This window comes from Pontitalea aquivivens (assembly GCF_046507575.1).
Taxonomy (GTDB): domain Bacteria; phylum Pseudomonadota; class Alphaproteobacteria; order Rhodobacterales; family Rhodobacteraceae; genus Pontitalea; species Pontitalea aquivivens.
The window spans coordinates 1-20,902 of sequence record NZ_JBKFEY010000023.1; the positions used below are offsets into that span (position 1 = coordinate 1).

The 20,902-nt window shown below is 62.6% G+C and carries 23 protein-coding genes and 3 pseudogenes; 10 read left to right on the forward strand and 16 right to left on the reverse strand.

Annotation, left to right across the window (positions count from 1 at the left end; translation table 11 throughout):
- From ACK8OU_RS16435 to ACK8OU_RS16445, 3 genes are all read left to right on the forward strand, one after another.
- The coding region (locus ACK8OU_RS16435) for a major capsid protein (RefSeq protein WP_410304502.1) at positions 1–535 on the forward strand (535 nt) is incomplete at its 5' end.
- Entirely contained in the window at positions 535–846 is a 312-nt protein-coding gene (locus ACK8OU_RS16440) for a head-tail joining protein (RefSeq protein WP_410304503.1), read from the forward strand. The genes ACK8OU_RS16435 and ACK8OU_RS16440, both read left to right, overlap by 1 nt.
- Complete coding sequence (locus ACK8OU_RS16445) at positions 843–1,463, forward strand: DUF6441 family protein (RefSeq protein ID WP_410304504.1); 621 nt, start codon at positions 843–845, stop codon at positions 1,461–1,463. Before ACK8OU_RS16440 ends, ACK8OU_RS16445 begins: the two co-directional genes overlap by 4 nt.
- Before the next feature lie 216 nt (positions 1,464–1,679).
- On the opposite strand, the gene ACK8OU_RS16450 is transcribed toward ACK8OU_RS16445, so the two are convergent.
- A complete protein-coding gene (locus ACK8OU_RS16450) occupies positions 1,680–2,054 on the reverse strand; it encodes a hypothetical protein (RefSeq protein ID WP_410304536.1) in 375 nt (124 codons plus the stop codon).
- On the opposite strand from ACK8OU_RS16450, the pseudogene ACK8OU_RS16455 reads away from it, so the two are divergent.
- From ACK8OU_RS16455 to ACK8OU_RS16485, 7 genes and pseudogenes are all read left to right on the forward strand, one after another.
- Positions 2,026–2,274 (forward strand): annotated as a pseudogene (locus tag ACK8OU_RS16455) (DUF6441 family protein); the annotation flags it as partial. The gene ACK8OU_RS16450 and the pseudogene ACK8OU_RS16455 overlap by 29 nt on opposite strands.
- A 78-nt stretch (positions 2,275–2,352) precedes the next feature.
- Positions 2,353–2,775, forward strand: coding sequence for an acyl-CoA transferase (locus tag ACK8OU_RS16460; protein ID WP_410304534.1), 423 nt, complete (start codon positions 2,353–2,355; stop codon positions 2,773–2,775).
- A gap of 30 nt (positions 2,776–2,805) precedes the next feature.
- A complete protein-coding gene (locus ACK8OU_RS16465) occupies positions 2,806–3,744 on the forward strand; it encodes a phage tail tube protein (RefSeq protein WP_410304505.1) in 939 nt (312 codons plus the stop codon).
- 2 nt (positions 3,745–3,746) lie between these two features.
- On the forward strand, positions 3,747–4,184 hold the full coding sequence (locus tag ACK8OU_RS16470; protein ID WP_410304506.1) for a hypothetical protein: 438 nt from the start codon (positions 3,747–3,749) through the stop codon (positions 4,182–4,184).
- Positions 4,185–4,225: 41 nt separating this feature from the next.
- Positions 4,226–4,426 (forward strand): DUF7697 family protein, encoded by a 201-nt coding sequence (locus tag ACK8OU_RS16475; protein ID WP_410304507.1) that lies wholly within the window; start codon positions 4,226–4,228, stop codon positions 4,424–4,426.
- Positions 4,419–5,603, forward strand: a pseudogene (locus ACK8OU_RS16480) (phage tail tape measure protein); the annotation flags it as partial. The gene ACK8OU_RS16475 and the pseudogene ACK8OU_RS16480, both read left to right, overlap by 8 nt.
- Positions 5,604–5,714: 111 nt before the next feature.
- Positions 5,715–6,068: a hypothetical protein gene (locus ACK8OU_RS16485; RefSeq protein ID WP_410304508.1), complete on the forward strand. Its 354-nt coding sequence runs from the start codon at positions 5,715–5,717 to the stop codon at positions 6,066–6,068.
- Here ACK8OU_RS16485 and ACK8OU_RS16490 read toward each other — a convergent pair.
- The 15 genes and pseudogenes from ACK8OU_RS16490 to ACK8OU_RS16560 form a co-directional block, all read right to left on the reverse strand.
- Positions 6,001–7,170, reverse strand: coding sequence for an ABC transporter permease (locus ACK8OU_RS16490; RefSeq protein ID WP_410304509.1), 1,170 nt, complete (start codon positions 7,168–7,170; stop codon positions 6,001–6,003). The genes ACK8OU_RS16485 and ACK8OU_RS16490 overlap by 68 nt on opposite strands.
- Entirely contained in the window at positions 7,167–8,306 is a 1,140-nt protein-coding gene (locus ACK8OU_RS16495; protein WP_410304510.1) for an ABC transporter permease, read from the reverse strand. The genes ACK8OU_RS16490 and ACK8OU_RS16495 overlap by 4 nt, the downstream gene beginning before the upstream one ends.
- Positions 8,307–8,322: 16 nt before the next feature.
- Entirely contained in the window at positions 8,323–9,312 is a 990-nt protein-coding gene (locus ACK8OU_RS16500; RefSeq protein WP_131389224.1) for an HlyD family secretion protein, read from the reverse strand.
- 157 nt (positions 9,313–9,469) lie between these two features.
- A pseudogene (locus tag ACK8OU_RS16505) lies at positions 9,470–9,751 on the reverse strand (IS5/IS1182 family transposase); the annotation flags it as partial.
- A gap of 275 nt (positions 9,752–10,026) precedes the next feature.
- Positions 10,027–10,821: a 2-(1,2-epoxy-1,2-dihydrophenyl)acetyl-CoA isomerase PaaG gene (paaG, locus tag ACK8OU_RS16510; RefSeq protein ID WP_410304511.1), complete on the reverse strand. Its 795-nt coding sequence runs from the start codon at positions 10,819–10,821 to the stop codon at positions 10,027–10,029.
- Positions 10,822–10,924: 103 nt separating this feature from the next.
- Positions 10,925–12,712, reverse strand: a complete 1,788-nt coding sequence (locus tag ACK8OU_RS16515) for a flavin-containing monooxygenase (protein ID WP_410304512.1) — start codon at positions 12,710–12,712, stop codon at positions 10,925–10,927.
- Between the two features lie 61 nt (positions 12,713–12,773).
- Entirely contained in the window at positions 12,774–13,778 is a 1,005-nt protein-coding gene (locus ACK8OU_RS16520; RefSeq protein ID WP_410304513.1) for a branched-chain amino acid ABC transporter permease, read from the reverse strand.
- Positions 13,775–14,659, reverse strand: coding sequence for a branched-chain amino acid ABC transporter permease (locus ACK8OU_RS16525; RefSeq protein ID WP_410304514.1), 885 nt, complete (start codon positions 14,657–14,659; stop codon positions 13,775–13,777). Before ACK8OU_RS16525 ends, ACK8OU_RS16520 begins: the two co-directional genes overlap by 4 nt.
- Positions 14,660–14,661: 2 nt before the next feature.
- Positions 14,662–15,414, reverse strand: coding sequence for an ABC transporter ATP-binding protein (locus ACK8OU_RS16530; protein ID WP_410304515.1), 753 nt, complete (start codon positions 15,412–15,414; stop codon positions 14,662–14,664).
- The gene (locus ACK8OU_RS16535) at positions 15,407–16,162 is read right to left on the reverse strand and encodes an ABC transporter ATP-binding protein (protein ID WP_410304516.1); all 756 of its coding nucleotides are present in this window, start codon (positions 16,160–16,162) and stop codon (positions 15,407–15,409) included. Before ACK8OU_RS16535 ends, ACK8OU_RS16530 begins: the two co-directional genes overlap by 8 nt.
- Before the next feature lie 19 nt (positions 16,163–16,181).
- Positions 16,182–16,919, reverse strand: coding sequence for an SDR family NAD(P)-dependent oxidoreductase (locus tag ACK8OU_RS16540; protein WP_410304517.1), 738 nt, complete (start codon positions 16,917–16,919; stop codon positions 16,182–16,184).
- The gene (locus tag ACK8OU_RS16545; protein ID WP_410304518.1) at positions 16,916–17,848 is read right to left on the reverse strand and encodes an SMP-30/gluconolactonase/LRE family protein; all 933 of its coding nucleotides are present in this window, start codon (positions 17,846–17,848) and stop codon (positions 16,916–16,918) included. Before ACK8OU_RS16545 ends, ACK8OU_RS16540 begins: the two co-directional genes overlap by 4 nt.
- On the reverse strand, positions 17,845–18,903 hold the full coding sequence (locus ACK8OU_RS16550) for an acyl-CoA dehydrogenase family protein (RefSeq protein ID WP_410304519.1): 1,059 nt from the start codon (positions 18,901–18,903) through the stop codon (positions 17,845–17,847). Before ACK8OU_RS16550 ends, ACK8OU_RS16545 begins: the two co-directional genes overlap by 4 nt.
- Complete coding sequence (locus ACK8OU_RS16555) at positions 18,900–20,081, reverse strand: acyl-CoA dehydrogenase family protein (RefSeq protein WP_410304520.1); 1,182 nt, start codon at positions 20,079–20,081, stop codon at positions 18,900–18,902. The genes ACK8OU_RS16550 and ACK8OU_RS16555 overlap by 4 nt, the downstream gene beginning before the upstream one ends.
- Before the next feature lie 29 nt (positions 20,082–20,110).
- Entirely contained in the window at positions 20,111–20,902 is a 792-nt protein-coding gene (locus ACK8OU_RS16560; RefSeq protein WP_410304521.1) for an enoyl-CoA hydratase/isomerase family protein, read from the reverse strand.

Genomic DNA, 20,902 nt, shown 5'->3' on the forward strand with positions numbered 1-20,902 from the left:
CATCACCCCGGCGACAGAGGTGGATTTCGACCTCGACAACGCGAGCCCGGCCTCCGGCGCGCTGCGCAAGCGCTGCCAGGCGCTGATCGAAAGCGTCGAGGACAGCTTGGGCGGGCTGGCCGCCGGTGCGGTGCAGCTGCGCGCCGAATGCGGCTCTGCCTTCTTTTCCGATCTCGTGGCGCATAGAGAGGTGCGCGAGACCTATCTCAACACCGCCGCCGCGGCCGATCTGCGGGGCAGGGTGGGCGAGGAGGTCAGCTTCGGCGGCATCACCTTCCGCCGTTACCGGGGCGGACTTGGCTTCGGCGTGCCGACCGACAAGGCGATCTTCTATCCCGAAGGCGTCGACGGGCTCTTCGAGATCTATTACGCCCCGGCGGACACCTTCGAGACGGTCAATACCCTTGGCCTGCCGCTCTATGCCCGGATGATCCCCGATCGGGACCGCGACGAATGGGTCCGGCTCGAGATCGAAAGCAACCCGCTGCCGATCTGCACCCGGCCCCAGGTGCTGCGTTCGGCACGGCGGACGTGATGACGGCCTTTGCGGCGGCCCTCGCTCAGCTTTTTGCCGATCCCAACCTGTCGGTAGCGATCTGGCACCGCGACGCCACGGGTCAGTTCACGCCGGCCCGCGGCATCCTGCGCCGCCCTGACGAAATTACCGAGTTCGGGGCGGCGCGTCTGATCTCGGAAACCACGCGTATCGACGTGCCGGTCAGCGCGCTTCCCGCGCCACGGCCCGGGGAGGAGATCGTGATCGGGGAGGAGACCTTCCTCATCCAGGGCGAGCCGCGCCGGGATCGGGAGCGGCTCGTCTGGACGCTGGAGTTGGTGCCGGGATGAAACTGAAACTCGACATCGGTCCGGACATCGGCGACCTGATGCAAGCCGAGATCGACGAGGGCGCACGCGCTGTCTCGGGCGCGATCCGCGCAGCGGGCGCGGGGCTGAAGACCAGTTGGCGCGGTCAGATCACCGGGGCAGGGCTTGGCGCGAGGCTGGCGAACACCATTCGCGCGGCGCATTTTCCGAGCGGCAAACCCAGCCTCAATGCCGCCGCCCTTGTCTGGTCCAAGGCGCCGGTGATTGTCGGGGCGCATGACACTGGGCCGTTGATCCGCTCGAAGGACGGCTTTTGGCTTGCGATCCCAACGGAAGCGGCGGGCAAATCCGCGCGCGGCGGCCGCACCAGCCCGGGCGACTGGGAGCGCCGCACCGGCCTGCGGCTGCGCTTCATCTATCGCCGGACGGGCCCGAGCCTTCTGGTGGCGGAGGGGCGGCTGAACACCAAGGGCAGGGCGGTGGCCTCGCGCTCGAAAACCGGCCGCGGCCTCACCACCGTGCCGATCTTCCTCCTGGTGCCGCAGGTAAAGTTGCCGAAGCGGCTGGATCTGGCGCGGGATGCGGAGCGGGCGGTGGATGGCGTGCCGGGGAGGATTGCGGCGGAATGGGGCAAGTGATGTGTCGGCCATTTTTGGGCATCATGGTCCTCGGAAGAACAGCCCGAAAACCCCTGTCATGTCCCATTGGCTGCCAAAGGGGCCATGATGAAACCTCAGTGACGGACCAGCCCGATGAACGGATACTCCAGAAGGTCCCTTGATGCAGGTCTCGAACACCGGGGAAACGATCTCCGGTCGGCGTGCCTGTGCACCTGTTTTCCCCTTCGGGCCTCGTCAATCGGCCGCTATCGTCATGTCGATCTGGATCATGAAAATGCCATCCTCGAGTGCTTGGACGGCAATCTGTCCGGACTCCACCTCGGCGTTCGAAAACAGAAGCCGTCCATCGAACATCATCTCGGTGTTGAGATCATATCCCGCGGCTGCCAGCGCCGTTTGCCAGTCGGGGAACAGAGGGGAAGGATCATTTTCCACCGACACCTGGAGCAGGCGGGTGCTGGCGCCGATCTGTTGATCCATGAGCACCTCGTGCGGTTCGGGCAGGGTGATGCCCTGCGGCAACCAATTGGGCAACTCGGCCCAGGCGGTTACCGGCAAGAAGAGGCTTACCGCGAGCGCGCGGACCAAGGGGAGTGACAGCTTGTTCATCTTCCGACTCCAGTTCTCCAGATCACCCGAACGATGCTATCACGATGAACGCAAAGCGTTCAGAAAAACAAACGTGCGCGCCGTCGTGCCGATCTTCCTTCTGGTGCCGCAGGTCAAGCTGCCGAAGCGGCTGGATCTGGCGCGGGATGCGGAGCGGGCGATTGACGCGGTTCTCGGCCTGATCGTCGCAAATTGGCGCAGAAGAGGTTTTTCGGAATAGGTGCCCTTGCTGCGCGCGGCGTGCGCTGTCTTCAATACGCCCATAGATTGAATTTGCAACCCCGCCATGAGGCCTGCGATGCCCACCACCCGCGAAACCATCCTTTCGGCGCTGCACAGCCAGCTTCAGGTCCTGGACACCGTGGTGCTGCGCAACGCGGCGCTGCCGGAACGGATCGGCCGGGAGGGGCTTTTGATCCTGCGCGATGGCGAACCGGGGGAGCCGGAGGTGACGCTGTCGCCGCTGCGCTATCATTACCAGCACCGGGCAGAGATCGAGGCGATCGTGCAGGCGGCCGAGGGGCGCGATGCGGCGTTCGACTGGCTGGTGACCAGCCTCGGCTCGGTGATTGCCGCCGACCGGACGCTAGGCGGCTTGTGCGACTGGATCGAGGCGGAAGCGCCGCAGCCGGTGGACTTGGCCCTCGAGGGGGCCGCGAGCCTGAAGGCAGCGGTGATCCCGGTCGTTCTGTATCATACAACGGCCGATCCCTTGGCCTGATTTCGACAACTTCTCAAAAGGACAATACCAATGGCACGAGCCCAGGGCGCGCGGGCGCAGATGGCGCTTGCGTTCGAGACGAGTTACGGCACCCCGCCGGCGGGCGGGTTCACGCGGATGCCCTTTGCCAGCACGACGCTCGGGGCGGAGCAGCCGCTAATCAGTTCGGAATTGCTGGGCTATGGCCGCGATCCGCTGGCGCCCGTGCGCGATGCAGTGACGGCCGATGGCGCGGTGGTGGTGCCGATCGATGCGCGCGCTTTCGGCTTCTGGCTGAAGGCGGCCTTCGGGACGCCCACCACCACCGGAACCGATCCCTATACGCATGAATTTGCCTCGGGCGGCTGGTCGCTGCCGAGCCTCTCGATCGAGACGGCCATGCCCGAGGTCCCGCGCTATGCGATGTATTCGGGCTGCGTGGTCGATCAGATCTCCTGGGAGATGAACCGGGCCGGCCTGCTGACGGCGACGGTGAACCTGGTGGCACAGGGCGAGACGACGGGAACGACCAGCACGGCTGGTACCTTGGCCGAGATCGACCTCCTGCGGTTTGGCCATTTCAACGGATCGATCCGGCGCAATGGCGTGGCACTTGGCAACGTGATCTCGACGCAGATCACCTATGCCAACGGCCTTGACCGGATCGAGACGATCCGGGCGGACGGCAAGATCGACGGGGCCGATCCGGGGATGGCGGCGCTCACCGGCAGTCTCGAAGTGCGCTTTGCCGACACGGTGCTGCTCACGCAGGCGGTGAACGGCACCGAATGCGAGTTGGAATTCGCCTATACGCTGGCGACGGGGGAAAGCTTCACGCTGACCGCACATGCGGTGCATCTGCCCAAGCCCCGGATCGAGATTGCCGGGCCGCAGGGCATCCAGGCGAGTTTCGACTGGCAGGCGTCGAAGGGGATCAGCCCCGCGCGGATGTGCACCGCGGTTCTGATCAATGATGTGGCGGGGTATTGATCATGTTGAGACTCGATCTGACGCAGACGCCCTCCTGGCTTGACCTGATGCCCGGGGTCCGGGTGCAGCTGCGCCCGCTGAGCACGGCGCTGATGGTTGCGGTGCAGCGCGATCCGGCGGTGCGGGACCTGCCCGACGACACACCGGACGAGGTCCGCGCAGTCGCGGCCGCCAAGGCGCTGGCGCGGCGCGCGATCCTGGCCTGGGACGGCGTGGGCGATGGGGATGGTCGGCCGATCCCGGTGACGCCCGAGGGGATCGACGCGCTCCTCGAGATCTGGCCGATCTTCGAGGCTTTCCAGAGCGGTTATGTCGCGAAGGCCCTGCTGCTGGATGCAGAAAAAAACGCCTCCGCGCTCTCGCAGAATGGTCCTTCGGCGGGGGCGACCGATACTGCGAAGCCTGCGCGCAAGCCTGCCCGGACTGCCCGGCGCGGCTGAACGCGCCGATCACCTTCGAGGGCGAACAGATATGGGATCTGGTGGGGCGGCTCGGCGGGCAGTTGCGCGTCGCGGGCGGCCTCGGCGGCGGCACGATCCTTGGCTGGGACATGGGGGCAGCGCTGGCGATGGCGCGGGCGCTGGGGATCGACGCGCGTGTCGCCGCTGAAGTCCTGCCCGCGCTCGAGGCGGTGATGGTGCGCAGGCTGAACGCGCAGATGGGGGAGGGTCGAGATGACTGAAAAACGCGTTTCTGTCCGCCTTTCGGCGGTGGGCGGCCGCCAGGTGCGCGCGGAACTGGAGGGGATCGGGGCGGCGGGATCGCGGGGTTTCACGCGGATTTCGCGGGAAATGGATCTGGCCACTGCGCGGCTGGCGGCCTTCACCCGGCGCGCGAAGCTGGCGGCTGCGGCGGCGGGCGCGGCGGTGGCGACGGCCGGTGTGGCGCTGGTGCGCTCGGGTCTGCAGACGGTGGATGCGCAGGCCAAGCTTGCGCAATCGCTGGGCACCACGGTGGAGAGCCTGCAGCGGCTCGCGCGCGCGGGCGAACTGGCCGGTGTCGGATTTTCCGGGATCGAGCAGGCGACAAAGGACATGACGCGGCGGCTCTCGCAGGCGGCGACGGCGGGCGGCCCGGTGGCGGAGGCGCTGGACCGGCTGAACCTCTCGGCCGGCACCCTGCTGCAAATGCCGCTCGACCAGCGCATCGCCGCCGTCTCCGCTGCGATGGAGGATTTGATCCCGGTGACGCAGCGCGCTGCTGTGGCGGGGCAGATCTTTGGCGAGGAAGGCTCGATCGCGATGTCGCGCATCGACACCGCCACGCTGCGCCAGGCGACCGAGGATGTCCGCCACTTCGGCGTGGTGGTCTCGGAAGCCGATGCCGATCAGATCGAGCGCACGAATGATGCGCTCTCGCGGCTCGGGCTGATCTGGCGTGGGGTGTCGAACCAGCTTGCCGTGGCCGCCGCCCCGGCGCTGGAGGCGGTGGCCAATGCCATGGCCGCGCTCGCGCGCAGCACGGGCTCCTTGGGCCACGCGATCGGCCTCGCCTTCGACAATATCGGACGGCTCGGCGCCTATGCCGCGACCTTTGCCGGGGTGATGGCCTGGCGCTGGGTGGCGTCTCTGGCGCTGGCCGCGCTGTCGGTGAAGGGCCTGACGCTCTCGCTTGTCGCTCTGCGCGGCGCGCTGATCCGCACCGGGATCGGCGTGCTGATCGTCGGGGCCGGGGAACTGGTGCATCAGATTGCACGGCTTGCCATCGCGACCGGCGGCATCGGCACTGCCCTGTCGCTGCTCAGGGATCTCGCGGTGCAGGCCTGGGACCGCCTTGCTTTCTCCGCCGCCGCCGCCTGGTCCCGGGTCGAGTCCGGCTGGGCTGCGGCACAGGCCGGGATCCTCGAAGGCCTGCAGGGCCTCAGGCAAAGATCGACGACCTGCTGCCCTGGAACTTCAACCCGTCAAGCTGAAACCAGGTGAGGCGGCGCGGCGATCGCGGCGGCCTTCGGCTATACCGATGCGGTCAGCATGGCGACGATCGGCGGGGGTGCGGCGACCTATATCGTGGGTCCGGTGACCGGCACCGCCTTGGGCGCCAGTTCCGAGGTCATCGCCCTGTCGGTCGCTGCGGGGCTGCTGAAGGCGGTGCTGGTGATGATCGGCACGCCGCTGGTCGCGCCGCTGATCGGGCTGAACAACCCGAAATCGGCCATGGCCTATGGCGGGCTGATGGGCACGACCAGCGGCGTGGCCGGGGGGCTGGCCGCGACCGACAAGCGGCTGGTGCCCTATGGCGCGATGACGGCGACCTTCTTCACCGGGCTGGGCTGTCTGATGGGGCCGTCGGTCCTCTATCTGGCGCTGCTGGCTGTGACGGGCTGACCGTCTCGACCGCCAGCACCACGAGGCCCAGCCCCGCGGCCAAGGCCCACAGATGCCACAGGATGGGCGCGATCTCGGGCAGGGTCGCGCCCATCTGCGTGACCCGCACCAGCCCGTCGATGGCCGCCGTCGACGGGATCAGCTGCGCCAGCGCGTTGAGATGGGCCGGGATCGCCTCGACCGGCCAAGCGAAGCCCGACAGGAAGAAGAACGGCATCCCGAGCGCCAGCAGCACGACCTGCACGACCTCGCCCCGCCGGAACAGCGCCGCGACCAGCTGCGCCAGAAACCCGGCCGCCAGCAGGAAGGGCAGGCCCAGCATCATCAGCGCCCCCGGCCCGCCCAGGATCGGCAGGCCATAGAGCACCGGCAGCACGATCAGATAGACCGGCAGCAGCCCCGCCCAGATGGCCAGCCACGCCCCCGCCCGGCCCAGCAGCCGCCAGACCGGATGGCCGGGCAGCGGCCCGCGCCGGGTCGCAGCCAAGGCCAGCCCCATCATCATCGTCTGCTGCAGGATCAGCACGAAGGCCGCGGGCAGCACATAGGTCGCGTAGCCCGCCGCGGGGTTGAACAGCGGCACCTCGATCTGGTTCGCGGGGCTGACCTGGGCGGTGGCCACGGCGCGGGGCGTGCCTTGGGCGATCAGGCGCCCGGCCTCGACCTCGGCGCCCATCTGGCGCAGGGGGACGGCGGCGCCCTGCATCACGCGCTGATACATCAGGAAATAGCTGGCATCGGCATAAAGCGCGACGGGGCTCTGATCGCCGCGCAGCAGGGCGCGTTCGAACCCGTCGGGGATCAGCATGACGCCATAGGCGCGGCGTTCATGGACCAGCCGCGTGGCCTCGGCCATGTCGGGGGCGAGATGGGTCAGGGCAACGGCCTCCGACGCGTCCACGCGCCGCGCCAGATCGGCCGAAGCGGTCGATCCGTCCTGATCGACCAGCACCACCGGCACATCGCGCAGAAGCTCGGCCCGATAGGGCAGCGGATAGATCAGCGCATAGATGACCAGCGCCAGCAGGACGATCATGCGCACCTGCCGGTCGCCCAGCACGGCGGCCAGCTCGGCGCGGAAGGCGGTGGCCAGCGCGGTCATGACGCGACCTCCTGCCGGGCCAGGCGCGACAGCTGCGCCAGGATCAGCGTGGCCAGCACGCCCGCGATCACCGCCAGCCACAGGACCGACATGGCGGAGATGTCCAAGGGCGTCGCGCGCAGCGACTGGTCGATGCGCAGCTGCACATACCAGGTGCCGGGAATGGCCGCGCCCCAGGCCTGGGCCAGGGTCGACATCGCCTCGCGCGGGAAACCCAGCCCCATGAATCCGAAGGCCGGCGCGGTGATGATGGCGATCAGGCTGGCCGCCCGGCCCATGTCACGCGACAGCACGAAGGCCAGCGCGCCGATCATCTGCGACGCCAGCACGAACAGCACCGCGCCAAGCGCCATCAGCCACAGCGACCCGCGCAAGGGCACCGCCAGCCAGCCATAGAGCGCCACGTCCGACAGGCCCAGGAGCAGCAGGAAGACGACCGTATAGGGCAGGATCTTGCCCAGCATCGCGGGCAGGATGCCGCCCGCCATCCGCATCAGCACGCGCGGATGCCGCCCCGGGCCGAAATCCAGCGAGACCGCATAGGCGGTCGCGGCGCCGGCGATGATCTGCAGGACCGTGGGGATCAGCGCGGCCAGCAGGAAATGCACATAATCAAAGGCCGGGTTGAACAGGGCATGCGCCTGCATCGGGATGGGCTGCAGGGCGACCATGGCCTGCACGGGCGCCTCGCCCTGGCCTTGGCGCACCGATAGGCGCAGGCCCGCCAGCGCCGTGTCGATGGCATTGCGGGCGCCGCGGGCGACCAGCGATCCGGCGCTCATGTGCTGGTTGTCGTAGAAGGTGACGATCTCGGGGCGCGCGCCCCGGGTGATGTCGCGTTCCAGGTTCTGGGGCATCAGCACCGCGCCGCGCACCGCACCGGACACGATCAGCGACCGCGCCTCGGGCAGGTCTGATGCGCGATGGGTCACGGTCAGTTCGGGTGCCGCGTCCAGCATCCGCGTGACCGCCCGCGACAGGTCCGACCGGTCCAGGTCGATCACCGCCACCGCCATGCCCGTGGGAATCCCTGCGCGAAAGATCCCGCCCAAGACCAGCAGCATGATCAGCGGCAGCACGATCACCAGCCCCGCCAGCGCCGGGCGGCGCGGCAGCAGGCGGAACTCGCGTGCCATGACGGCCAGCACGGCCCTAGCGGTCCAGCTGGATCAGCGCGGACATGCCGGGGCGCAGACCCTCCAGCGGCGCGACGGGCCGGGCCCGCAGCTCGAAGCTGCGCAGGTCGAAATCGCCCGTCGCGCGGGTGGCGCGCCAGCTGGCGAACTGGCCCTGCACGTTGATCAGGGTGATCTCGGCCTCGGTCTCCGTGTCCAGCGCGGGGATGCGGATGGTCAGCCGGTCGCCCATCGCCAGCCCCGCCAGCAGGTCCTCGCGCAGGTTGAAGGTGAACCAGGCCTGATCCAGATCGACGATGGTGAACAGCGGCGCGCCCGGGCCGACATTCTCGCCCAGCTCGATCGTGCGGCCCGAGATCTCGCCCGACATGGGCGCGAAGATCCGCAATTCGTCCAGATCGGCCTGGCGTTGGGCCAGCGCGGCCTCGGCCTGGGCGACCTGGGCCGCGGCGACCTCGCGTTCCTCGGGCGAGGCCCCGGCCCGGGCCAGGTCCAGCTGCGCCTCGGCGGCCTCGACCCGGCCTGCGGCGGCGTCGAGGTTGCGCGTCGACTGGTCCAGCGCCGCCTGCGGGCGCAGGCCCTGCTGCGACAGGCCCGTGTCGCGGCCCAGCTGCTCCTCGGCCAGGCGCAGATCGGCCTGGGCCGCGGCCAGCTCGGCCTCGCGGGCGCGGATCACCTCGGGGCGGGTGGCGCCGGCCGCGGCCTCCGAGGCGCGGGCGACCTCCAGCCCTGATGCTGCGGCGGCATGGGCGGTGACCAGCTGCGGGTTCGACAGTTCGGCCAGCAGCTGGCCGCCCTCGACCCGCTGGCCCAGATCGGCCTCGATCCGCGTGACCCGGCCCGAGGTGCGGGCCGAGACATCGACCCGCGGGGCCGCGACCTCGCCCTGGATCAGCAGGGGGCCGGGGCGCGTCGCCCACCAGACGGCACCGATGACCAGCCCGGCCAGAACGGCCAGGACCAGCAGCGGCAGAAGGGATCGGCGGGGCGCTTGGGCAGGTTTCATCGGTTCGGTCCCTGACATTCGACTGAGGGCCAGACTACGCCCGGCCCGCGCCGGGGACAATTCGAAAGCATGCTTGCGAAAAGCAATTTTCATGGGCGTTGTTGGGCATTGTTGCAGAACTCGGCGTCGGAGCAGGGCTCTCCCTTACCCATTAAGCTCAGGCCAGGCGCTCGATTTCGGCGGTGCCGGGTGCGTTGAAGCGGTTCATGAGCGCGACGCGGATGTAGATCTCGGCCGCTTGTCTGTCGGGGTCTTGCGAGGCGATGCGCTCACCGAAGGATTTGAGGCAGCGCATCCTTGCCTCGATCCGACTTCGGACGTGATAGCCGGACCAGACCTTCCTGTTCGCCCGACCGAAACGTTTGGTCGCCCGGAGGATGTCGTTGCAAGCGCGAGCGGCAGGGCAGTCCTCTTTCCAGAGGCGACCATTCTTCCGGATCTGACCTTCTACAATGGCCGCCGCCCGCATTCATCGCTTGACGGGAAAACCCCCGATCAGGCCTACTTCAACCAGCCGATGCCCGAAGCGGTAGCGGCATAACCGAGGCGGAAAACCACTTACAAAACGCCTGGAACCTGTTCAGATCGACCGAACCACCTCTCTCGCCGCCTGAAAAAACGAGCCATCAGATGCCCGGAGAGCGCCGCCAAGGAATTTCCACAGCAGTCGCGACACGACCGAATTGCTATCTCCGCGTTGGCTATTCGAAGTGCTCACCGTCCGATAAACGCGGGCCTGCGCTTTTCCAAAAAGGCGCTTACGCCTTCCGCATAATCGTTACTATTGCCCGCGAGGCGTTGGTAATCTCGTTCCATATCCAGCTGTTCGTCCAGATTAGCCGTCGCTGCGTTCTGGATCAACCGTTTGGTCAATCCAAGGCCAAGGGTCGGGCCTGCGGCAAGCGATTGGGCCAAGGTCCGTGACTCGTTCATAAGTTCATTGTCATCAAAGGCTTTCCAGATCAGCCCCCAGTCAGCTGCAGTTTCCGCCGCGAGCGGCATGCCTGTTAAGGCAAGCGCCTTGGCGCGTGCTTCGCCCAGGATTCGGGGCAAGATCCAGCTGCCGCCAGCATCTGGAACAAGCCCGATTTTTGCGAAGGCTTGAATGAAATGCGCCGACTTCGCCGCAATTACGATGTCGCAGGCAAGAGCGATGTTGGCCCCAGCCCCTGCTGCAACACCGTTGACCGCACAAACGACTGGTTTTTTTAAAGCTCGCAACATGCGGATGGTCGGGTTGTAGAATGTCTCAAGCGATTGCCCAAGGTCGTGTGGCGCTCCCGCTCTTTTTTCGCCTCGACCAGTCAGGTCCTGTCCGGCACAGAAACCTCGTCCTGCACCAGTCAGTAATACAGCGCGGACAGCTTCGTTGTCATGCGCGCGCTGGATACCCTCGCGCAGAGCAAGGTGCATCTCCTCGTTCAGAGAGTTAAGTTTATCTGGCCGGTTGAGTGTCAGCGCGAGAACGCCGCCCTCCAGTGAGGATAGAACTGTGCTGGAGCTGGTCATGGGTGCCTCTTGGCAGGATTTGTTTTGGGGGCGACGATCCGAGTAGGTTGAAGCGCGTGCCCCACCCGCATTTCTTTATATGAGGATGGGGTGGTCTGTCGGGTTAGGCTTTTGTCGGGGCCTTTATTCCGCGCAACTCCGCGACAATCTGGAGCGCTAGGAACTTGGAATAGGTCCTGCACTGGGGCACACCGCCAAGCTGAAGCCAAAGTCCCTCCTGACCGGTGGGCCGCCAAGCGCGGCGCAACTCACCGCCCTCGTCCCAACCCCAGACCTTGCCGACGCGCCTTGCGACATCGGAACCGAAATAGTCGTGAATGTCGGTTTCTTGGTTCATATAGCCAGTCGCAAGAACGACGATGTCGGCATCCAAGAGCGAACCATCCATTAGGCGCGCGCCATTCGCTTCGTAGTGCTGGATCTGGTCGTTTTGGATTAGACCTATCTTCCCACTGATTAGCTGGTCAGAGGCGCCGACATTCAGATAGTAGCCACCACCGCGGTGCAGGTAGTTGGCGAAATAGCCCCCATCCAAATAGCCACGGTCCGTCTTGAAGCCAATCTTGTGCAGCCCGTCTAAAAGGTTTTTGTCCATTTTTTCCACCATTTCGGTGAAAAGCCGATAAGATTGGATTGTCGCATCAAAATTGTTCGCGATCGTGACCACATCGATCTCATCGATCGAGCGCCCTTCCTTGTAGGTGTTGTAGATCAAGTTTGCCGGGTCGATGTTGACGACAACGGTGGGGCTTCGTTGGACCATTGTCACTTGACATCCACGCTCGGTCAGCTCGAGGGCGATGTCGTGGCCGCTGGTACTGGTTCCAACGACAATTGCCTTTTTTCCGCTGAAGCTGTCGTTGGGGCGCACATCGGCCGAATGGGCGACGGTGCCCTTGAAATTCTCAAGACCGGGAAGTTTCGGATAGGATTTGCGCCCTGACACGCCGCCAGTCGCCATGATAATGTGCTTCGGTCGCAGGACACGCTGCGATCCGTCAGCCATTAGCAGGCGGGCGATCCAGCACCCGGCCGCCTCGTCACGTTCTGCGCCTTCAAACCGGGTCGAGGTCCAGACTGCGAGTTCCATTGCGCGGGCGTAGAATTCGATCCAGTCCGCATACATGTCCTTGGGTAGGAACACGGGCCAAGTTTCGGGATACCGCAGGTAAGGGAAGTCGATCGAGAAAATTTCGTTGTGCAGCTGCAGCGTGTGATAGCGGTTCCGCCAGACATCGCCAAGGCGCGGCAGGGCATCAATGGTAAGCACCCGGACCCCCATCGCGCGCAGCCGCGCGGCCACCATCACCCCCGAATGGCCGCCACCGACCACAAGGACCTCGGGCTCTTCACTTTCGAAGGTGGAATTTTGCCGTATCTGGTCCGTCCAGTTCTCGCCTGGATTGCGCAATGGAACGCGAACCGGTCGGTTATCTCCGAATTTTTCGGGGTGGGCGGAGAGCCCCTGAAGCGAGGTCATGAGCCCCCAAGCGAGCCATTGGCCCGATCCTTCCGGAACCTCCTGGAGGCGAAGAATGCCGCTTCCCGGCCCCAGATCGGTATCGAAACGAATGATCGCTTCGATCACCTGCCGGCCCGAGCGGGCCTGCATCGTCGGCTCGGTGTAGCGTGGATCGATAGAAAAATTGCGCACACCGCGCTCCTTGCTCTCGCCGAGCAACTGCGGGACGAAGGTCGTGGGTCCAGTCAGAGAACGAAAATCCCACTGGTGGGCAAGCAAGTCACGCCAATAGGCATTGTCCAAAAACAGGGCACATGCTGCGGCCTGATCTTCTTCTTGAAGCGCTGTATTAAAACTGGACAGCCAGCCCTGCGTAATGGCGCGATCTGCCTCGGACCCCTTTAGAGCAGTTGTTAGGTGGTCTTTCATCTTTGTTTCCTCCCGAAGAAAGTCGTTGGTGCGGAGCGCCAGCTGACGGACGCTTTCATGGTCACTTGGTTCGTGCGAACCATTTGTGGGCAAGCCCAGTGATCCCCTGCTTGAACAAAAGGACACAAGCGATGAATATCACCCCCTTGAGCACGGTTACCCATGCCCCGAATGGTGCAAGGAAATGCTCCGCTGAGATTATCACTGCCGCGCCAAGAACCGGCCCGAACAGACTACCGATGCCGCCGACCAGCATCATCAAGATAGGCTCAGCCGACGTGGTTAGGTGAAGGTCGCCCAAGGTAACTACCTGCATCACGAGCGCCTTCAGCGATCCCGCGACGCCCGCAATCCCCGAGGTGATGACAAATGCCAAAAGTTTATAGCGGCGTGGGCTGTAGCCCAGTGTCCGCGCACGCTCCTCATTGTCGCGGATGGCGCGTAGCACCTTTCCGAAGGGCGAGGTCGTCACCCGATGCACGAACATCAGTGTGACGATGAGAATGACCGCACAAAGAGTATAAAGGGTCATCGTATCGTTTAGGTCGATGATCCCGAATAGAGCCCTAAGCGGGATCGGCTGCAGGCCGTCCTCGCCCCTGGTGATAGCCGGGTTCTGGACAGCAAGGAAATAAACAATCTGCGCCAGCGCGAGCGTGATCATGGCGAAATAGATGCCTAGCCGGCGCACTGCTACGGCGCCGAACACCGCGCCTAGTACGATCGATGCGGCGACACCTCCCAGAAAAGCCAATTCGACCGACACGCCAAGATGCGAGGCAAGGTAGCCTGTCGTATATGCTGCAAGCCCGAAGAACGCCGCGTGGCCGAAGGACAGAAGCCCTCCCTGGCCGAGCAAGAGGTTTACCGATGACGTGAAGACTGCAAAGCAGATCACCTTCATCAGGAAGACCGGATATACTAGGAACGGCATCACCACGAGCGCCAAGGCAAGCAGCGAAAATTGAAGCGTCTGTAACAGGCGCTCGCGCTGTTTTGCGGCGCTTTCCGTTGCGGCAGTCGCCGGCAGATCAAGGATCGGTTCTGATTTCTGAGCTTGATTCACGACTGCCTCCCGAACAGACCAAAGGGACGGAAAATCAGGACTGCGATCATTATGACGAAGATCACCATACTGGCAGCCTCTGGGTAGAACACCTTGGTGAGTGCCTCGAGAAGTCCAAGCGAAAAGCCGGTCACCACCGCCCCGAGGATCGAGCCCATGCCCCCCACAACAACCACCGCGAAAACCACGATCAAAAGGTCAACGCCCATCGTCGGGTTTACCGAATAGATCGGCGCCGCAAGAACCCCTGCAAGCCCGGCCAAGGCCGCCCCCATTCCGTAGGTCAGGGTGATTAGTAGCGGCACGTTGATCCCGAACGCGCCGGCAAGATCCGGGTTTTCCGTCGCAGCCCTTAGATAGGCGCCGAGGTTGGTTTTTTCTATGGCAAACCACATCGCTCCACAGGCTGTAATGGCAACGCCAAGTACCCAGATCCGATAGGTAGGAACGAACATGAAGCCCAGCTTCACACCGCCCGTCAGAGCCTCGGGAACACGGTAAGGAATTCCCGCCGCACCATAGGCGATCTGGAAGCCACCTTGCAGGACCATTGCGATCCCGAAGGTAACAAGCAGGCCATACAGATGGTCAGAGTCAGCCAGCGGCGCGATCACTAATCGTTCGATCACGATACTGATCAGACCTACAAGCACAGGCACTAGCACAAACGCCCACCAATAGCCCATACCAAAGTAGTTCAGCAGCATCCAGGTGAGGTAGGCCCCAAGCGCATATTGCGCGCCATGCGCAAAGTTGACGACACGCAGCAGCCCGAAAATGATTGACAGGCCAAGGCTTAGCATTGCGTAGAACCCGCCGTTTAGCAGCCCTAGCAGCAGCTGCCCTGCGAGCACACCTGGAGAAATGTTGAAAGACTCCATTGTCACACCCCTAGATATCGCATCAGGCGCGCCACGGCGGCGTCGCGGGATTCGTCTTTCGTGCGAAGGCTGTCAACGACCTTGCCCTGCTCAACAACGTGGAAGTGGTCGGTAACCGACCAAGCAAATCTCACGTTCTGTTCGATCAGGATGATCGTGTAACCACGCTCCTTCAGTTTTGCGATGTCGGTCTCGATCTGGTTGATGATGACAGGCGCCAGTCCCTCGGTGGGCTCATCCAGGAGCAGCAGCGGCGCCCCGGTCCGTAGAACCCGCGCGATCGCAAGCATCTGCTGTTCGCCCCCCGACAGCTTGGTACCAGGTGCCGCCATCCTGCGCTGGAGGTTCGGGAACAGCTCAAGGATTTCCGCCATTGACATCAGCGGCCGGTCGATGATCGGCGGTAGCATCAGGTTTTCGCGTACCGACAGGCTGCTGAATATCCCCCTTTCCTCTGGCACATAGCCGACGCCAAGACGTGCGATCTGCCGCGGCTTGAGGCGGATCGTCTCCGTGCCGTTGATGCGGACGGAACCTTGCCGCTTGCGGACCAGCCCCATGATCGAGCGCATGATGGTTGTCTTTCCAGCACCGTTCCGGCCTATCAAACTGACCACCTGTCCTTTGGGTACATCGAAGCTGACACCGTGCAAGGCGTGGGATTCGCCATACCAAGCCTGCAGGTTGCGCACCTCAACCAGCGTGGCAGCGGAGGTTGTCGCATCGGTATGAGGTGAACGGGACACTTCAGTCATCGACTTTACCGATATAGGCTTCGATCACGGCCGGATCCGAAGAAACCGCCGCGTAGTTGCCTTGGGCAAGCAGCCGTCCTTGAGCAAGCACGGTGATATCATCGGCCAGTGCCGAGACGACTGAAAGATTGTGTTCAACCATAAGGATGGTCCGATCCTGAGAGATGGTCTTGATAAGCTCTGAAATCCGGTCAATTTCTTCCGACCCCATCCCTGCCATTGGTTCATCCATCAGCAGCATTTCAGGATCCAGCGCCAGCGCTGTGGCGAGTTCTAGAGCGCGCTTCCGTCCGTAGGACAGTTGTCCAGCCGTATCCTTCGCGCGGTCGGCCAGCCCGACCATGTCCAGAAGTTCGGTCGCGCGGGCGTCGAGCCGCTCCATCGTGCGTCCGGATCGCCAAAAGGCCGTGGTGCCGCCGATTCGTTGGTGAAGCGCGATGCGGATATTGTCTAGCAGCGTCAGGCTGGGAAATATCGCCGAAATCTGAAAGGTGCGGACCAAGCCCAGATTGGCAACTTCTTCGGCCGTCAGTCCGGTGATGTCTTGCCCCTTGAAACGGATATTGCCCTCCGAACATGGCAAGAATTTTGTCAAAAGGTTAAAGAACGTGGTCTTGCCGGCACCGTTCGGTCCGATAACTGCGTGTATTGTTCCGGGTCTGACGCCGAAGGTGATCCCACCGACAGCGGTGAAGGACCCGAACCGGCGGACGAGGTTATCGCAGGAGAGAATATAGTCGTCTGACATTGTCTTTTCCCATCGCCGCTCAGTGGTAAGTTCGCCCGCCGTCAACCGCCAGGGTGACGCCGGTAATATAGGAAGACGCCGGAGAACTCAGATAAAGTGCCGCTTGCGCGACCTCTTCGGGTTGCCCAATGCGTTTCAGCGCATAGCGTTGCGTTATCGCACCCAGATCGTTGTGGTAAGGCAGGGCAGCCGCCATTGGCGTGTCGATGAGACCGGGGCAAATCGTGTTCACCCGGATGTCAGGCGCAAATTCCATCGCAAGAACCTTGCCCAGGGTGATCAGCCCACCCTTTGACGTCGCATAGGCAGAACGGTTGGCAAATGGTTGTAGTCCTGTGCCGGACGAGATGTTTACAATAGTAGCACCTTTCGAACGGCGCAGATGCGGTTCTGCGGCGCGGCATACCAAGAAGGGTGCATCAAGATTAACCGCCATGACTGCCCGCCACTGGCCAATATCAGTTTGCCCGACCGAACCGGCCGCATGGACGCCAGCTGCATTTATCAGTCCGTCAAGCCGGCCGAACCGAGCAACAGCAAACTCTACCACTCGTGCAATTGAATCTGGCTCGCAAAGATCGCATTCAAGAGCCAAACTTGCAGTTTCGCTGGCGATCTGACGCAATCCACCAGCATTCCGGTCGAGCAGCGCAAGCTGGGCGCCCTCGTAGGCAAACAACCGCGCGATGGCCCGCCCGATTCCCTGTGCGGCACCCGTGATAAGGAATACTCGGTCTCGGAGCTGCTGTTGCGTCATGATTGGCCCCCAATCAGCGGTTGGAAGGCGTTTTGCCCTCGTGCCCTGACGGGCAAACGCAGCACTCTGCGCGGCGTGCACATGTATAGAATGTTCCTCTTGGGTCCGCCGAAGCACAGGTTAATCACCGGCTCGCCAGTTAGGATCTTGCCAAGTAAACGTCCTTGCGGATCAAGACAATGTACCCCTTCGCCGGTGCCGGCCCAGATCCTGTCTTCGTCATCGATACGGATTCCATCGAACAGACCCACAGTCGCTTCCGCCACTATGCCTCTGTCGATCAGCGCGCCTTCCGGCGCGACATCGAAACGGCGTATATGGCAGGGTAGATCCGGGCCACCTGTGCGGGCGGAATCAACGACATAAAGTCGGCTTTCATCTGTAGAAAACGCAAGCCCGTTCGGCTGCCTCATAGTGGTGACAAGCGCTTCAGGGGGGCTACCGTCTGCGGCAATGCGATAAACATGTGCGCCGGATTGTTCGCGAGAGGAGCGATGGCCGAAATAGTCACTGTCAATGCCATAGGTCGGATCCGAGAACCATATGCTGCCATCGGATTTCACAACCACATCATTCGGACTATTGAGTCGCTTTCCGTCGTAAGTTGAAGCCAGAACGCTGATACTTCCGTCAAATTCAGTTCGCGTCACACGACGGGCGCCATGCTCGCAGGTTATCAACCGGCCTTGCCTGTCGATTGTATTTCCATTCGCATGCATGGACGTGGGCCGGAACACATGCACGTTGCCCGCGATCTCGTCAAAGCGCATGAGGCGGTCGTTCGGAATGTCTGACCAGATTAATGTCCGAAAAGCTGGAAAGTAGCAGGGGCCTTCATTCCAACCTCCCTCGGAAAAAATAACCTGCGGTACCTCGTGTTGGATGAATAGCCTCACCGTCGGATCTGCCTGCTCATACTGTGCGGTCATGATATCATCCTTTTGGTTTTCTCTGCTCCCGGCATAGATTTCAGCTTGGCTTCCGAACCTGGAAGCAGCCCTTTAAACAGAGCGAGGCGTTGCTCAGAGCCCTGACCCAAAGTCATGCCGAGGCGAATGATCCGACGCAGATAACCGTTCAGTTCATACTCCCAGGTCAGGCCGATGCCGCCATGTAATTGCACCGCTGTCTCTGCTATCTCGCGTGTCGTCGCAGGCACATAGGCCAGCATCACGTTAACGGCGTCTCGCGCTTGATCTGCAAGCGCCTCATCGTGGGGCGAGTTTCGCACGGCATCCAACGCAGCCGCCGCGTATTCCACAGCGACGCGAACATTCTCAAGGGTCATGAACGTGTCCGCCGCAATATGTTTTAGCGCTTGGTTCGTTCCAATCGGTTGGCCAAATTGCTTGCGGTCCTTGAGGTACGCCATCGACAGATCGAAGACATGTGTCGCGGCGCCCAGAAGCTCGGCGCAATACATGACCGATAGCTGGTCCCGATGGTCTAGCACCCGAACCAAAAAAGCTTCATCAGAGCCGACATCAATGTCCAGCGACACCGCCGTTTCACCAAGTTCAACGGGCTGAAGCGCTGCTCCAGAAAGCTTGTCAGCGTCTAACAGCGCAACTTCACCGTTTGAAACATGGGCAGCAAGCCAATGAATCGTATTGAGGTTCTTTGCAGTCAAGCGACCGCGAAGCCGGCCAGCCTCAAGTGTCAGCGTTCCAGCGGTCGCCATGTCAACAAGGGCTTCGCCCTTGAAAATCATCTCAGCCACATCGGGGCGCAACTGCGCTAGCGGATCGGCCAGCAGGATGGTGGCGGACAACGGTAACGACAGGCCGGTTTTCGCTGCTGCCTCGGCCACAATAGCGGCTTCAACTAGCCCGAGGCCGCTTCCGCCACGGTCCTCGGAAACCATCAGACTGAACACCTCGAGGCCAGCCAATATTTCCGGAGCCTTGTCATTTGTAATACTAAGCAAGGCTTCCTGGACGGTGTCCTTCAGAAGCCGCTGTTCCATGGAGTAGAGGAAATTCATGTCTTCATTCTCCTTTCGCCGCGCGGCAGTCCGAGGACGCGTTCAGCCAGAATGTTGCGCTGAATCTGGGAGCTGCCAGCATAGATCGTCTCGCCGCGGGCGCGGAAATAGATCCGGCGGAACTGTTCGGCGATGGGGGTGTTGGCGTTGAACTCGCTTCCCAGAAGGGTCAGGCCAAGGCCCGCTATCCGCTGATGCAGTTGGCTCCAGAACAGCTTTAGAAAACTTGCTTCCTCACCGATGCGCGCGCCTTCATGCAATCGGCTGATGAAACGGAGGTTGTGGTAACGCATGATTTCAAGTTCAGCGGCGATCTTTCCGATTTCATCCTTGGCGCCATTAGCTGTCGAACGGTTATCGTCTCGCACCAAAGCGGCAAGCGTGCGAAGCTCCTCGGTGAACCGCGCCTGACGATAAAGCCGGGTCGTCGCTCGTTCAAATCCCAAGACTTCCACCGCGACCTTCCAGCCACCGTGGATTGGCCCTATCATCTGCGCGCCGTCCACCTCGACGTCGGTGAAAAACACTTCGTTGAAGTGGCGCTGGCCACCCAGATGCGGGATGGCACGCACATCGATGCCGGGCGTATCCATCCGCACCATGAACAGCGACATCCCTTGGTATGGCGACACTTCCATGTTGGTACGCGCCAGCAGGATGCAGTGGGTTGCGAAATGGGCGTAGCTCGTCCAGATCTTCTGTCCATTAATTACCCAGCGGTCGCCATTTTGGATTGCGCGGGTCTTGATCGACGCCAGATCCGATCCGGCGTTGGGCTCTGAGAACCCTTGGCACCAGATATCTTCCATTTTAAGGATGCGAGGCACGTAATGCGCCTTCTGCGCCTCGGTTCCCACCGAAAGCATAATTGGTCCCACCAACTCCCTACCGATGACGTTGATACTTTCCGGCGCCTGCAGCCGGCCGAGTTCCTCGTTGAAGATAAAGTCGGCAAGGTGATCCTGACCCTGGCCGCCATAGGCTTTAGGCCACGAAATCCCAGTATATCCGGCCGCGTAAAGCTTGCGCTCCCAGTCTATCAGCCAAGCTTCCTCATTATCCTCCGATAACGGCGGCCAGTGGCCCCCGTTCTTCCAGTTCGGGGGAATGTTTCTCGCAAGCCAGTCACGCGCCTTTTCGCGATAAGCTGTCCGTTGGGCATCAAGGGCGATTTCCATGTCTTGGTCCTATCCGCTGTTAAAGTGGTTCAGCGACCGGTGAAGACCGGTGCTCGCTTCTCCCGAAAAGCCGCCATGGCCTCTTTCGAGTCTTCGGTCTTGCCCAATTGGATCGTCATTTCCTGTTCGTAACGATAGCCATCACGAAGGCTGAGTTGCTCGATGGTATTCAACGACTGCTTGGCCAACTGCGTCGCCAGCGGGCTGTAACCGGCGATGCGTCGGCCCATCTCTTGAGCGGTGGAAAGAAGGTCGTCGTGCGGCACACAGGCTTCGACAACCCCTAGGCGATAAAGTTCTGCACCATCGATCCGGTCGCCCGTTAACATTATTCGGCGCACGCACGAACGCCCGAAGAGCTGCATCGCGTGGCGGCATCCGCCCATCAAACCGACCGTCACCTCGGGAAGGCCGAGTGTGGCACGTTCTGAAGCAATGAGAATATCGCAGGAGGCAACAATCGCCAGACCGGCGCCCAAGGCCGCACCATTTATCGCGCCGATCACGGGCTTGGTGCATTCACGCACAGCATGATAGCTCTCGCGCGCAGTTCGCTGGTTCTGCCGGCGCGTGCCTTCGGCCCATTCCTTGACCGCACGCGCCTTGATGTCGACGCCCGCGCAGAAGGTGCGCCCTTCCCCGGTCAAGACAACAACGCGCACATCGTCGCGGTCGCTAAGACAATCCATTGCAAAAATAAGCTCTTCCTGGGTCTCGTCCGTCTGGGCATTCACAGGGGGATTGGACATAGTCACGGTGGCAACAAAATCCGCGATCTCAATTTTGATGTGGGGCAGTGAAAAAAGTTCCATGCGTTTCAT